Origin of the sequence: Sphingomonas sp. OTU376, from assembly GCF_038440415.1 — a bacterium.
Classification (GTDB): domain Bacteria; phylum Pseudomonadota; class Alphaproteobacteria; order Sphingomonadales; family Sphingomonadaceae; genus Sphingomonas; species Sphingomonas kyeonggiensis_A.
In genome coordinates this window covers 109,237-122,695 of record NZ_JASATQ010000001.1, presented here as the reverse complement: position 1 = coordinate 122,695, position 13,459 = coordinate 109,237, and the positions used below count along the sequence as shown (strand labels likewise).

Sequence of the window (13,459 nt, the reverse complement as noted above, 5' to 3'; positions counted from 1 at the left end):
AGTACAATTTAAGTAATTGATATTATTGGAATAATGGCGGAGCGGGAGGGATTCGAACCCTCGATACGGTTTTGCCGTATACTCACTTTCCAGGCGAGCGCCTTCGACCACTCGGCCACCGCTCCGCATGTCCCGGAAGTTGCGTGCCCTAACGATTGACGGGGGCGGAGGCAAGCAGCAGTCTTGCGCCATGCTGAAGCCCTTCCTCGCGCTTGCCGCGCTCGCCGCCATTCCGACCGCAACTGCCCAGACCGCGCCGTCGCCGGCCGATCCGGCGCCCGAGGACTGGAAGGCGATTCCCGACAACGAGATACTGGTGATGACGCTGCAGGGCGGCCACCAGGTCTATATCCGCCTCGCCCCGCGCTACGCCCCCGCGCACGTCGCCAATATCCGCAAGCTCGCCGAGGCGCATTGGTGGGACGCCACCAGCGTCTACCGGGTGCAGGACAATTACGTGACCCAATGGGGTGGCGGCGACGACAAGACGGCGCTCCCGCCCGGCGTGATCGAGAACCCGCCGGCGGAATATGAATGGCCGGGCTTCGACGCGGTGAAGAGCGTCACCTTCGCCAAGCCGGACAGCTATGCGGCCAAGACCGGCCTCAGCGCCGATGGCTGGCCGCTCGCCAATTACGGCGCGGTGAGCTCGCTGACCCATTGCTACTCGATGGTCGGCGTCGCGCGCGACCTGGCGCCGTCGACCGGCAGTGGCGCCGAGCTCTACACCGTGATCGGTCACGCCCCGCGCCCGCTCGACCGCAACATCGCGATCATCGGCCGGGTGATCGAGGGCATGCAATGGCTGTCCAGCCTGCCGCGCGGCACCGCGCAACTGGGTGTCTATGCCAAGGACCAGACGCCCACGCCGATCCTCTCGGTCCGCCTCGCCAGCCAGCTGCCCGAGGACGAGCGCCCGCATTTCCAGTATCGCAGCACTGATAACCCGCGCTTCGCCGCCTGGATCAAGGCACGCGAGAATCGCGACGGCGCGTTCTTCACCGTGCCGATGGGCGGCGTGGACGTGTGCAACGCGCTGCCGGCGGTGCGGCGGGCGCAATAGGATTGAGATACGCTGGCCGTTCCCCGGCTCGCGCCGGGGATCCGTTCAGGGAGTGCGGCTGTTACTTGCCCACCCAGTCCGAAACTTCGACCGCGACCTGGTTCGCGGCCTTGTTGAGCGCCTCGGCGACCAGCTCGGGCTTCACTTCGGCTAGCGGTGCGCGCGCTTCGAAGCGGCGCTTCTGGAACTTGGTGGCATCGTCACCCTGCACCAGCAGCGCGTCATAGATCACCACCGCCTCGTTGGTATCGGCATCGACGCCGAAGCTGCGCAACTCGCCCGACAGGGTAGCCCCCGGATCGACCTGCGACTGGCGATAGCTCAGCACCGGGCGGCCGGTGCGCGCCGAGATGGTGTCGCCGAGCAGCCGGGCAAACAGGCGCGGCGGCGCCTCCACCCACTGCGCATCCTTCACATAGGCGACGGCATTGCCGCCCTGATGGACGGGCACGCGCGTCGTCGCGAGTTCGTGCGGGACCACCGGGAACAGCACGGTGACCGTCGAGCCCGAAGCCGGGGTCTGCACGTCGCCGGGCTTGACCTGCTCGGCGGCGCGGATCGTCATGAACGGCACCTTGGGCGGCTTGCCGCCGAACGAGATGCAGCCGGAGAGCATCGCGGCGAGCGGGGCGGCCAGCAGGAGCGGGGCGAGCTTCTTCATCGCGTCTCTCACTTCTTGGGCTTGTAGTCGGGGAGCTTGGGGCTGCCGACCAGGCTGGACGCGCCGCCCTGGTCGAGCTTCTCGGAGACCGAGGAAAGCGACTGTGCCATGATCCGCAGATCCTGGATCAGCTGGCCGATCTCGGGCACGGTCTTCTTGGAGAAGGCCTGCACGCCCGGCCGAGCGTCGCCGAGCATCGCCTCGAGCGCATCCATGCTCTTCTTGGCCGACGCGATGGTCTTGTTGAGATTGGCGATCGTCGGCTTCACGTCATCGGCGACGACGCCATTGGCGGTCTGCGCCAGCTGGCCGATCTGCTCGGTGGCAACGCCGAACTTCTGGATGGCGACTCGCGTCTCGGCCAGCGTCGCCGCGATCTCCGGTCCGCGATCGGCGAGAGCATCGGTCAGGCGATTGGTGTTCGCCAGGATGCCGGCGATCGAGGCCTGGTTCTTGTCGCTCATCAGCTCGGTCAGCCGCTCGGTGAGCGTGGTCAGCCGCTCGAGCAGCTTCGGCGCCGAGGAGAAGATCGCGCCCAGACCGCCCGGCTTGGTCGGGATCACCGGCACGCCGAGCGGGCAGGCCGCCTTGGGGTTCTCGTGCGGGCACTTGATCTCGGGCGCACCCTTTACCGCGCCTTCGAGCTGGATGGTGCTCGGGCCGGTGAAGCTGCTCTGGATCGTCGCGGTGGTGCCTTCGAGGATCGGCACCTCGTCCTTCACGGTGATGCGCACGCGCACCAGCTGAGGATCGGGCTTCCAGAACTCGATCGCCTTCACCTGGCCCGAGGGCACGCCGGAAAAGGCCACTGCCGAGCCCGGATTGAGCCCATCGACCGCCTGGCGGAAGAAGATGTCATATTCGCGCTCATTGCCGCCGGAGAGGCGGGCGAGCCAGACGATGAACAGGGCCAGCACCGCGAGCAGGATCAGCACGACGGCGCCCACCAGCACGTGATTCGAACGCGTTTCCATCAGCCCCTGTCCTCAGTCGCGTGCCCGGCATTTGCCTTGACGCTGCTGACCGCGGCGCGTCCGCGCGGTCCGTTGAAATATTCCTGGATCCACGGATGGTCCAAGGCGAGCAGCTCGGGAATCGTTCCCACTGCGATGACCTTCCTGTCCGCCAGCACCGCGACGCGATCACAGATCGCATAGAGCGTGTCGAGGTCATGGGTGATCAGGAACACGGTGAGCCCTAGCGTCTTCTGGAGCGAGGCGGTGAGCTCGTCGAAGGCCGCCGCGCCGATCGGGTCGAGCCCGGCGGTCGGCTCGTCGAGGAACAGCAGCTCGGGATCGAGCGCGAGCGCACGGGCCAGGCCGGCGCGCTTCTTCATGCCGCCCGAAAGCTCGGCGGGAAATTTGGGCGCGGCCTCGGGGGGCAGGCCGGTCATCACCACCTTGTAGGCGGCGATTTCCTCGAGCAGCGCCTGGTCGAGCCTGGGGTAATATTCCTTGAGCGGGACCTGGACATTCTCCGACACGGTGAGCGTGGAGAAGAGCGCGCCGCCCTGGAACAATATGCCCCAGCGCTTGCGGATCTCGGTTGCCTCGGTCTCGTCGCGCCCGATCGTGTTCTCGCCGAACACCTGGATCTCGCCTTCGATCGGGGTCTGCAGGCCGATGATCGAGCGCATCAGCACCGACTTGCCGGTGCCCGAGCCGCCGACCACGCCGAGGATCTCGCCGCGGCGCACGTCGAGATCGAGATCCTCGTGCACCACCTGCTCGCCGAAGCAGTTCTTCAGCCCGCGGACGCAGATGACGACATCGTCGTCATGGGGAAGGGTGGGCGCGGTCATATCCAGCCAACCTGGGTGAAGAACACCGCGAAAAAGGCATCGAGCACGATCACCAGGAAGATCGCCTGGACGACGGCGATGGTGGTGCGGCGGCCGACCTGTTCGGCATCCGCCTCCACCTGCATGCCCTGGAAACAACCGGCGATCGCGATGATCGCGCCGAATACCGGCGCCTTGACCAGCCCGACCCAGAGATCGGTGAGGGGCACGACTTCGCGGATACGCTGGACAAAGGTTACCGGCGGGATGTCGAGCTGCACCCAGCAGAGCAGCCCGCCGCCGATGATTCCGATCAGCGCCGAATAGAAGCCGAGCAGCGGCAGCATCATCACCACCGCCAGCACGCGTGGAACGACCAAAGCTTCCATCGGCGAGACGCCGATCGTGCGCATCGCGTCGATCTCCTCGGTCAGCTTCATCGTGCCGATCTGCGCGGCGAAAGCCGAGCCCGAACGCCCGGCGACCATGATCGCCGTCATCAGGATGCCGAGCTCGCGCAGGGTGATGCGGCCGAGCAGGTTGATCGTATAGACTTCCGCGCCGAACTGGCGGAGCTGCACCGCGCCCTGCTGGGCGATGACGATGCCGATCAGGAAGCTCATCAGCCCGATGATGCCGAGCGCCGATACGCCGACCACTTCGAAGCGGTGGACGGTGGCGTTGAAGCGGAAACGGCTGGGATGCCTGGCGACGTTCCAGAAGGCGATCAGCGTCGCGCCGAAGAAGCCGAGCAGGCCGTAGAGCGTGTGGAAGGCGGTGAGCACCGCATCGCCGACTTCGGAGAGCAGGTGGACGAACGGGCTGGCCGGCTTGCGCGGCAGCTCGATCGGATGCTCGGCGGCGACGACCTGGTCGAACAGATGCTGGCTTGCCGGCTGAAGCCCCTCGACCGGCGCTTCCTTGTCGCGTGCGAAGCGGTGGACCACCCAGGCGCCGACCGTGTCGATCCGCTCGACCTGCGACAGGTCGATGCGGCTGACATCGCCTTCGACCGCATCGAGCCGGTCGGGCAGGTCGCCCAGGCTGGCGAGCGACAAATTGCCGGTAAAGCGGAGGACTGCGCCGCCGCTGCCGGAATCAACCCGTTCGAAATCGGCCAAGGCGCTCATCGCGCGCACCTTTCGGCGATTCGGGCTGGATCGGCAAGCGCCTCCGCTCGTAGATGCATCAATGCACTGTCTCGCAATCTACGACATGGACAAGACCATCACCGCCGCGCCGACCTGGACGCGCTTCCTGGTGGCGGCGGCAAAGGCGCGGGCGCCGTGGCGGCTGGCGCTGTTCCCGGCGGTGGCCGTGGCCGGGATCGGCTATCTGCTCAAGCAGGTCGATCGCGCGGGCCTCAAGCAATTCTCGCAGCGGCTGCTGCTCGGCGGCGCGGTCACGCCGGAGGAGATGGCGAAGGTCGCGGAAGCGTTTGCCGAGCATGAAGTGACCCACGGCGTGCTCCACGGCGCGCGCGAACGGATCGCGGCGGACCGGGCCGAGGGCTACCGGATCGTCATGGCGACCGCCTCGCACGGCTATTATGCCGCGGCGATTGCCCGGCGCCTGGGCATCGAGGACGTGATCGCAACCGAGGCTAAGCGCGATGGGCAAGGCCGAATTCTCTCCCTGATTGAAGGCGATAACTGTTACGGGCCCGTAAAGCTCCATAGAATCGAGAGCTGGATGGCGGGGCAGGCGATTCCGCGCGGCAGCGCCCATGTCCGCGCCTATTCGGACCATGTCTCCGACGCGCCGATGCTCGACTGGGCGGACGAGGGCTATGCGGTCAACGCGCATGGCCCGCTGCGCAGGCTCGCCGCGGATAAGGGCTGGCCGATCCTCGACTGGAGATAATAGCCACGGCGTTCGTTCTTCCCTCCGCACACAAGATGCGGAGAGGATCATGGCCAAGACGCTGGAACAACTGGCGGAAATGATGAAGGACGTCGATTTCGCGATGCTCTCGACGCATAGCGAAGGCGGCACCATCGCAGCCCGCCCGATGAGCAACAATCGCGACGTCGACTATGACGGCGACAACTGGTTCTTCGCCTGCGAGGACACGCGGCTGATCGCGGACCTGAGGGCGAATGCGCAGGTGGGCCTCGCCTTTCACGGCAAGGCCGGGCTGCTCGGCATGAAGCCGGTGTTCGTCCATGTCGAGGGCGTCGCAGAGTTGATCCACGACAAGGCGGCGTTCGAGGACCATTGGACCAAGGGGCTTTCGCTCTGGTTCAAGGAAGGTGTCGATACGCCGGGACTGGTGCTGATCAAGGTGCACGGCGTCCGGGCGCATTACTGGGACGGCGAGGACCAGGGCGAGATCGTGCTGGAAGGCGTTGCTGTCTGAGGCAGGATGGCCCCAATGCGTCCGTCATCCCGGCGTTGAGCCGGGATCCCGCTTCTTCTTCTGCGGGGCAAGGCAGCGGGATGACAGCCCAAGGCCGGGGTGACGAAGGGCGCAGCTACAGCAGCGTATCCACCGTGTGGATCAGCACGCCGACCAGGCCGCCGACCAGCGTGCCGTTGATGCGGATATATTGCAGGTCGCGGCCCACGGCATTCTCCAGCCGGCCGGTAATGGTCTGCGCGTCCCAGCCCTTGATCGTGTCCGAGACCAGCCGGACGATGCCATCGCCATAATCGGTCGCGGCCCCCACGGCGCTGCGGCGCGCGAAGCGGTTGATCGTGTCGGCGAGCTTGCGGTCCTCCTGCAGGGTGACGCCGAACTGGCGCAGCGTCTCGCCCATCTTGCCGCCCAGCGCCTTGCCGGGGTCGCGCGCCAGGCGGAGCAGCGCGGTGCGGCTGGTTTCCCATAGCCCGTCGATCCAGCGCTGGAAGGCCTGGTTCTCGAGCATCTCGAGCTTGAAGGCTTCGACGCGCTCGCGCAGTTCGGGCTTGTGCTGGAGGTCGTATGCGAGCCGCTCGAGCCCTTCCTCGGCCTTGAGGCGCAGGGGGTGGCCGGGGTCCTCGTTCATTTCGACGAGCAGCTTCTCCAGCCCCTCGATGATCTTGTTGGCCAGCGTCTCGTCGAGCCCGGTCCAGCGCATGATGCTGCCGGCGCGGCTATGGACCATCTCGCGGATCAGGTGCTCGTTGGCGTCGAGCGCGCGGGCGGCCCAGCGGGTCATGCCGTCGAGCAGGGGCAAGTGGCGGTCCTTGGCGATCGCGGCGCCGAGCGCCTGGCCGAGCAGCGGGGCGATGTCGATCGCGCGCAGCCGCGCGGCGATCGCGCCCTTGGCCATGCCGCCGAGGCGCTCCTGGTCGAGCGATTCGAGGAAGTCGGCGGCGAGCCGGCTGGCGCCGCGGCCGATGCGGCCGTCGCCATGCACCGGATTGGCGAGCCAGCGGCCGGCGGCGGCGGCGATGTCGAGGCGCTGCATGCGCCGGGCGACGACCTTGGGGGTCAGGAAATTGTCGCGCAGGAACTGGGCGAGGGTGGAGGCGATCCGGTCCTTGTTGCGCGGGATGATCGCGGTGTGGGGGATGGGAAGGTGGAGCGGGTGGCGGAACAGTGCCGTCACCGCGAACCAGTCGGCGAGGCCGCCGACCATCGCCGCCTCGGCAAAGGCGCGCACATAGCCCAGTGCCGGGTGCAGATGGTCGAAGGCGCGGGCGAGCAGGAAGATCGCGGCCATCGCCACGAGCAGCCCGGTGGCGACCAGTCGCATCCGGCGCAGCGGCGCCGGCACGGCCTCGGATGAAGAAAGGGGAGCGCGCAACTTCGTCACACGCTCCCCAATACATCAGACGCGATCAAGTTCACTCCGCCGGTTGCGGTGCATCGTCCCCGGGCTTGTGCTCGATCGTGCCGCCGCCATGGCCATGGCCGATCACGCGGCTGCCGTCATCGCCCGGCCGGAAGGTGAGCAGGCGGCGCGACAGCTTCGGTCCGAGCCAGTGCTCGAGGCCGACCGCGAGGCTGAACAATGCGGGGACCATCACCAGGGTGAGCACCGTCGACAGGATCAGGCCGCCGATCACGGTCATGCCCATCGGCGCGCGCCACGATCCGTCGCCGTTGAGCGACAGCGCCGTCGGCACCATGCCGGCGACCATCGCCACCGTGGTCATCACGATCGGCTGGGCGCGCTTGTGCCCGGCATCGACGATCGCGGTGAACTTGTCGACGCCCTTGGCCATCTCCTCCAGCGCGAAGTCGACCAGCAGGATCGAGTTCTTCGCGACGATGCCGAACAGCATCAGCATGCCGATGAACACCGGGAGCGACAGCGGCTGGCCGGCGATCCACAGCGCGATCAGCCCGCCCAGCGGCGCGTTGAGCAGCGAACCCATGTTCACCAGCGGCGACATGAAGCGGCGATACAGCAGCACCAGCACCGCGAAGACGAGGAAGATGCCCGTCGCCAGCGCGATGAAGAAGTTGTTGAGCATCTCCGCCTGCCACTTGGCGTTGCCGACGGTCATTTCCGCCACGCCGATCGGCAGGTTCTTCATGATCGGCAGCTGGTGGATCTTCTGCAGCGCCAGGCCCGAGACGATCGCCTTGCCGGTCTTCGGATCGGTCGCCAGGTCTGCCCCGATGACGACGCGGCGCTGGAGGTTCAGGCGCTCGATCTTGGTCGGGCCCGTGCCGAATCCGATATCGGCGACGACGTCGAGCGGCACCGAGCCGCCGGTCTGGGTCTGCACCGGCAGGTTCTGGATCGTCGACAGCTTGGCGCGCGCATCTTCCTGCAGCGCCACGCGGATCGGGATCTGGCGATCGGACAGCGAGAACTTCGCGCTGTTCTGATCGATGTCGCCCAGCGTCGCGATGCGGATCGCGTTCGACAGCGCGGCCGTGGTCACGCCCAGGTTCGCCGCCAGGTCGAGGCGCGGCTTGATCACGATCTCGGGGCGGTTGAGGTCGCCGGCGATGCGCGGAGCCACCACTTCGGGCATCTTCTGCATCTGGTCGACCAGGGTGAGCGCGGTCTTGGTGAGCAGCTCGGGATCCTCGCCGCCCAGCGTCACGGTCAGCGCGCGGCCGCTCGAGCCCCAGCCGCCCTGTGCGCGGAAGCCGACACGGGCATCGGGGATGGCGAGCAGGTCCGGCGTGATCCGCCGGGTGAACTCGTCGCTGGTCTCCTTGCGATCGTCCTTGAGCATCGCGGTCACGCGGCCGCTGCCGACGAACGCACGCTCATAGACGTTCTGGACGTCGGGCTCCTGGCGCAGGCGCGCCGCCACGCGGCGCACCACGGCGTCGGTCTGTTCGAGCGTGGTGCCCGGCACCATCTCGACATTGGCGGTGACCTGGTCCTCGTCCTGGGTCGGCTGGAAGGTCATCGGCAGCATCGCGAAGAACACCACGGTGAGCGCCAGCGAACCGACAAAGCCGGCGATCGCCGACCAGCGATGGTGCAGCGTCCAGCGCAGCAGCTTCACATAGCCGTCCATGATCCGGCCTTCGCCGTGCGAGGCATGGCCGTGCGCCTTGAGGAAATAGGCCGCGATCATCGGAGTGACGAGACGTGCCACCGCAAGGCTCATCAGCACCGAGGCGACGACGGTGAGGCCGAAGTTCTTGAAGAACTGGCCCGACACGCCCGGCATCAGGCCGACCGGCAGGAACACCGCGACGATCGACATGGTGGTGGCGAGCACCGCGATGCCGATCTCGTCGGCCGCGTCGATCGCCGCCTGATAGGCCGATTTGCCCATGCGCATGTGGCGGACGATGTTCTCGATCTCCACGATCGCGTCATCGACCAGCACGCCGGCGACCAGGCTGAGCGCGAGCAGCGTCATCTGGTTGAGCGTGAAGCCCAGCATGTCCATGAACCAGAAGCTGGGGATCGCCGAGAGCGGGATCGCCAGTGCCGAGATGAACGTCGCGCGCCAGTCGCGCAGGAACAGCAGCACCACGATGACCGCGAGCACGGCGCCCTCGATCATCGCTTCCATTGCCGAGTGATATTGCTGCTCGGCATATTTGGACCAGTTCGACAGCAGCTCGAAATGGACCTTGGCGTTGTTCTTCTCGAGCTGCTGGAGCTTCTTCTCCGCCTCGTGGAAGATCGCGACGTCCGACGCGCCCTTGGCGCGCTGGATGTCGAACGAGATCACCGCATGGCCGTTGAAGCGCGCGGCGCTGCGCAGTTCGGCATAGCTGTCGGTCACCGTCGCGATGTCGGCGAGGCGCACGGTGCGGCCATTGCCGGTCGAGATCTGGGTCTGGCCGAGCGCATAGGCGTTCTTGGCGTTGCCGAGCACGCGGACCGACTGTTCATAGCCCGAGATCTCGGCGCGGCCGCCGGCGGCGTTCATGTTCACCGCGCGCAGCTGCTGGTTCACCTGGCTGGCGGTGAGCCCATAGGACTGAAGCCTGGCCGGATCGATCTGGACGCGAATCTCGCGGTTGACGCCGCCATTGCGGTTCACCGCCGACATGCCGGTGATCGAGAGCAGGCTCTTCGCCACCGTGTTGTCGATATACCAGCTCAGCTGCTCGACGGTCATGTCGGGCGCGATCGCGGTGAAGCTGGCGATGTCGTTGTCGCTCGCCGAATCGACACGGCCGATCTGCGGCTCGAGGATGCCGTCGGGCAGGTTGCCGCGGATCTGCTGGACCGCGCTGCGCACGTCCTCCACCGCGCGATCGATCGGGGTGCCGATCGCGAGCTGGACGACGGTCTGCGACTGGCCCTCGGTCACCGTCGAGTTGATCTCGTCGATGCCCTGCAGGCTGCGAACGGCGCTTTCCACCTGCTGGGTGATCTGCGTCTCGAGTTCGCTGGGCGCGGCGCCCGGCTGGCTGATCGCAATCCAGACGATCGGGAAATCGATGTCCGGATTGTTGTTAACGTCCATCCGGTTGAAGCTCATCAGGCCCGCAACCGTGAGGAACAGGAACAGGACGATCGGCGGAATCGGATTCCGGATCGACCAGGCCGAGATGTTCCGGAAGCTCATCGCTTGGATCTCACTTCTTCAGGAGCTGGGGGATGACCTTCTGGCCCGGGTTCAGGAACGCGCCGGCGGTCATCACCACGCGCTCGTTGCCGGTCAGGCCCTGCGTCACAGAGACGCCCGAATCGGTCACCGCGCCGGTGACGACGGGCGTGCGGACCGCCTTGTTGTCGCGGTCGAGAGTGTAGACATAATTGCCCTGCGCATCGCTCTGGATCGCCGACTGGGGCAGGATCACGGCGTTCTCGGCGCCGGTGATGATCTGCGCGCTGGCGAAGCCGCCCGGGCGGAGCGCCGGGTTATAGGCGAGCTGGATGCGGGCAATGCCCTGGCGGGTGTTCGGATCGATCACCGGCGAGACCTGCCACACCGTGCCGCTGAACACCTGGGTGCTGCCGGTCGGCGTGATCTGCGCGGTCGAGCCGACGCGGGTACGCAGGAGGTCTGCCTCGGCGAGCTGCGCGCGCAGCTCCATCTGGCCGCCCATCGCCATGCGGAACAGCACGCCCGAACCGCCGCTGACGATCTGGCCCGGCTCGACCTGGCGGGTGAGCACCAGGCCGGCTTCCGGCGCGCGGATGTCGAGGCGGTGGTTGCGTGCCTGGGTCTCCGCGAGCTGGGCGCGGGCGACGCGGACGCGGGCCGAGGCCTGGTCGCGCGCGGCAGTCAGCCGGTCGATGTCTGCCTTGGACACGAAGCCGTTCGAGACGAGGCTCTGGGCGCGGTCTAGATTGGCCTGGGCGAGCTTGGCGTCCGCTTCGGCGACGCGCACCGACGCGGCGAGCGAATCGGCGGTCTGGACCTGGACCGAGCGATCGACAGTGGCGAGGACCTGCCCCTTGCCGACCCAGGTGCCCGGCTCGACCAGGACGCGGGTGACCAGGCCACCTTCGCCGACGACGCCAACCGGCATCTCGCGCTTGGCGGCAAGGCTGCCGGTGCCGCTGATCACGGTCTGCACGGCCTGGCGGCCGGGCGTGGTGACCGTGACGGTCGGCATCTGCGACTGGTTGCCGCCGGACTTGCTGGCCGCCTTGGTGGCGCCGGCGTCCTGCGTGCCGCTCATGAACTTGCCCATGGTGAAGAAGCCGGCGACGACGATCGCGAGGACGATCAGCGTAATCCAAAGCCACCGCCGCGACTTCGGCGCATCCCCACTATATTCCAGCCGCTCCTGTCGTCCGAACATCCCTGCCTCGTAATTCATGTGCGACATTCCGATCCGGCCGAAATCGGCCGCTGCCCCCAAGTTGATCGCACTGTATTAGATGAATAAGGCACCGGCTACAAGAGCCGTTTCGCGTGGCCGGGCAAATGCCCGTTCCGGCCATTTTCCGCAAGTATCCGGGATGTTTCCAGAACCGTTTCCGTCAAGAAACAGTTGCAATGAAGTCGCACTAGCGCGACCTTCCGCGCGGCTCGGGGGAGACGGGCCGAATCGAGGAGGGAATTCATGCCGCACGGGATTATTGGGTGGCTGCTCATCGGCCTGGTGGCCGGTGTGCTGGGCAAGCTGATCATGCCGGGCAAGGATCCGGGCGGGGTGATCGTGACGATCCTGCTGGGCATCGCGGGGGCGCTGCTGGCCTTTTACCTGACGCCGATGCTGGGTCTCGAAGTGCGCGACAGCACCTGGCAGGCCTATGCCGCCGCCACCGCCGGTTCGGTGGTGCTGCTGGCGCTCTACCGGCTGATCATGGTGCGCCGGGCGTAATTTCTTCGGGACGCGGGCCTGCGCCGGCCCGTGCCCGATTTCCGTTCAGCTTCCATTTGTCCCGCGCGCGGCATGGCTGTGTGCGGGACAATCATGTTGGAGTGAATGATGATTCGACTGGCTCTTGCCGCTTCTGCTGCCGCGATCACCGTCGCGGCGCTTCCCGCTGCCGCGCAGAGCGACGCGCGCCCGGTGCTGATCGACGGCACCGTGCTCGATGTGAGCGCGACCGGCACCAGCACGCGCGTGCCCGATCTCGCGGTGATCGAGGCGGGCGTGGTCACCCAGGCGAGCACCGCCGCGGTGGCGATGCAGCAGAACAATGCGCAGATGACCAAGGTCCTGGCCGCGCTGCGCAAGTCGGGCGTAGCCGAGCGCGACATCCAGACCGCGACGATCAACCTCAGCCCGCAATATCGCTATGCCCAGAACGAGCCGCCGGTGATCACCGGCTACCAGGCATCGAACCAGGTATCGATTCGCTTCCGCGATATCGCGAAGAGCGGCACGATCCTCGATACGCTGGTGCGCGAGGGTGCCAACAACATCTCGGGCCCAAACCTGACGGTCGACAAGCCCGAGGGCGCGCTCGACGAGGCGCGGACCGATGCGATCAAGAAGGCGCGGGCGCGGGCCGAGCTCTATGCCCAGGCGGCGGGGCTCAAGGTCGATCGCATCCTGGCGATCTCCGAGGGCGGATCGCTGCCGATGCCGCCGGTGCCGATGATGGCGATGCGGGCCAGTGCCGGGATGGTTGCCGACAAGCTCGAGGTCGTGGCGGGCGAGCGCGAGCCGAACGTTACCGTCTCTGTGCGCTTCCTGCTCAAGTAATTCGCGCATGAAAAAGGGGCCGTCCCTCGCGGGGCGGCCCCTTTTGAATCCTGGATCCGGTTAGCGCAGCGAACCGCGACGGACCAGATTGACCAGCGCGAGCAGAACGATCGCGCCTACCAGCGACACCAGGAACGTGGTCGGGTTGATCACGCCGCTGTTGATGTCACCGCTGCCGAACAGCCAGCCGCCGATAAAGGCGCCGACGATGCCGACAATCACGTTCAGGAAAATGCCCTGCTGGGCATCGGTACGCATCACGATGCTGGCGAGCCAGCCGACGACACCGCCGATGACCAGCCAAACGATAAGGCTCACCATAAGTCCCTCCGTTATCTAGGCCCGCGGACCGGGCGACGAAGGAAAAATGAGCGGGCGCTCATGTTGGTTCCGTTCCGATATTTTGCACGGAAACGGGAACTTTTCCCGAGAACCATAAAGAAAAAGGCCCACCCCGGGCGTGCCGGGGCGGGCCGATGCCTGCTC

At 66.7% G+C, this 13,459-nt stretch carries 13 protein-coding genes and 1 tRNA gene; 5 read left to right on the top strand and 9 right to left on the bottom strand.

The window, feature by feature from the left end:
• Positions 1-34: 34 nt before the first annotated feature.
• A tRNA-Ser gene (locus AAHM44_RS00700) sits at positions 35-125 on the bottom strand.
• A gap of 65 nt (positions 126-190) precedes the next feature.
• Between AAHM44_RS00700 and AAHM44_RS00695 the strand changes: the two genes are divergently transcribed.
• Positions 191-1,063: a peptidylprolyl isomerase gene (locus AAHM44_RS00695; RefSeq protein ID WP_342248661.1), complete on the top strand. Its 873-nt coding sequence runs from the start codon at positions 191-193 to the stop codon at positions 1,061-1,063.
• Positions 1,064-1,124: 61 nt separating this feature from the next.
• On the opposite strand, the gene AAHM44_RS00690 is transcribed toward AAHM44_RS00695, so the two are convergent.
• Genes AAHM44_RS00690 through AAHM44_RS00675 form a run of 4 tightly spaced genes read right to left on the bottom strand, consistent with a single transcriptional unit; the run spans position 1,125 to position 4,634 of the window.
• Positions 1,125-1,724 (bottom strand): ABC-type transport auxiliary lipoprotein family protein, encoded by a 600-nt coding sequence (locus AAHM44_RS00690; protein WP_184163816.1) that lies wholly within the window; start codon positions 1,722-1,724, stop codon positions 1,125-1,127.
• An 8-nt stretch (positions 1,725-1,732) separates the two neighbouring features.
• A complete protein-coding gene (locus AAHM44_RS00685) occupies positions 1,733-2,698 on the bottom strand; it encodes an MlaD family protein (protein ID WP_269573168.1) in 966 nt (321 codons plus the stop codon).
• Complete coding sequence (locus AAHM44_RS00680; protein WP_269573167.1) at positions 2,698-3,525, bottom strand: ABC transporter ATP-binding protein; 828 nt, start codon at positions 3,523-3,525, stop codon at positions 2,698-2,700. Before AAHM44_RS00680 ends, AAHM44_RS00685 begins: the two co-directional genes overlap by 1 nt.
• Positions 3,522-4,634 carry an ABC transporter permease gene (locus AAHM44_RS00675; RefSeq protein WP_184163824.1) on the bottom strand — a complete coding sequence of 371 codons (1,113 nt, stop codon included), beginning with the start codon at positions 4,632-4,634 and terminating at the stop codon, positions 3,522-3,524. The genes AAHM44_RS00680 and AAHM44_RS00675 overlap by 4 nt, the downstream gene beginning before the upstream one ends.
• Before the next feature lie 61 nt (positions 4,635-4,695).
• Here AAHM44_RS00675 and AAHM44_RS00670 point away from each other — a divergent pair, with 61 nt between their 5' ends.
• Both AAHM44_RS00670 and AAHM44_RS00665 read left to right on the top strand, forming a co-directional pair.
• Positions 4,696-5,367, top strand: coding sequence for an HAD family hydrolase (locus AAHM44_RS00670; RefSeq protein ID WP_342248660.1), 672 nt, complete (start codon positions 4,696-4,698; stop codon positions 5,365-5,367).
• A 49-nt stretch (positions 5,368-5,416) separates the two neighbouring features.
• A complete protein-coding gene (locus AAHM44_RS00665) occupies positions 5,417-5,863 on the top strand; it encodes a pyridoxamine 5'-phosphate oxidase family protein (RefSeq protein ID WP_342248659.1) in 447 nt (148 codons plus the stop codon).
• A 115-nt stretch (positions 5,864-5,978) separates the two neighbouring features.
• Here the strand turns inward: AAHM44_RS00665 and AAHM44_RS00660 are convergent, their stop codons facing one another.
• The 3 genes from AAHM44_RS00660 to AAHM44_RS00650 form a co-directional block, all read right to left on the bottom strand.
• Positions 5,979-7,184 (bottom strand): DUF445 domain-containing protein, encoded by a 1,206-nt coding sequence (locus AAHM44_RS00660; RefSeq protein ID WP_269576525.1) that lies wholly within the window; start codon positions 7,182-7,184, stop codon positions 5,979-5,981.
• Positions 7,185-7,275: 91 nt separating this feature from the next.
• Positions 7,276-10,431, bottom strand: coding sequence for an efflux RND transporter permease subunit (locus AAHM44_RS00655; RefSeq protein ID WP_269573164.1), 3,156 nt, complete (start codon positions 10,429-10,431; stop codon positions 7,276-7,278).
• 10 nt (positions 10,432-10,441) lie between these two features.
• The gene (locus AAHM44_RS00650) at positions 10,442-11,635 is read right to left on the bottom strand and encodes an efflux RND transporter periplasmic adaptor subunit (protein ID WP_269576524.1); all 1,194 of its coding nucleotides are present in this window, start codon (positions 11,633-11,635) and stop codon (positions 10,442-10,444) included.
• Between the two features lie 246 nt (positions 11,636-11,881).
• On the opposite strand from AAHM44_RS00650, the gene AAHM44_RS00645 reads away from it, so the two are divergent.
• Positions 11,882-12,142 (top strand): GlsB/YeaQ/YmgE family stress response membrane protein, encoded by a 261-nt coding sequence (locus AAHM44_RS00645; protein WP_184163839.1) that lies wholly within the window; start codon positions 11,882-11,884, stop codon positions 12,140-12,142.
• A 105-nt stretch (positions 12,143-12,247) separates the two neighbouring features.
• Positions 12,248-12,973: an SIMPL domain-containing protein gene (locus AAHM44_RS00640; protein ID WP_446745934.1), complete on the top strand. Its 726-nt coding sequence runs from the start codon at positions 12,248-12,250 to the stop codon at positions 12,971-12,973.
• Between the two features lie 60 nt (positions 12,974-13,033).
• On the opposite strand, the gene AAHM44_RS00635 is transcribed toward AAHM44_RS00640, so the two are convergent.
• A complete protein-coding gene (locus tag AAHM44_RS00635) occupies positions 13,034-13,291 on the bottom strand; it encodes a GlsB/YeaQ/YmgE family stress response membrane protein (RefSeq protein ID WP_116840180.1) in 258 nt (85 codons plus the stop codon).
• Positions 13,292-13,459: the final 168 nt, after the last annotated feature.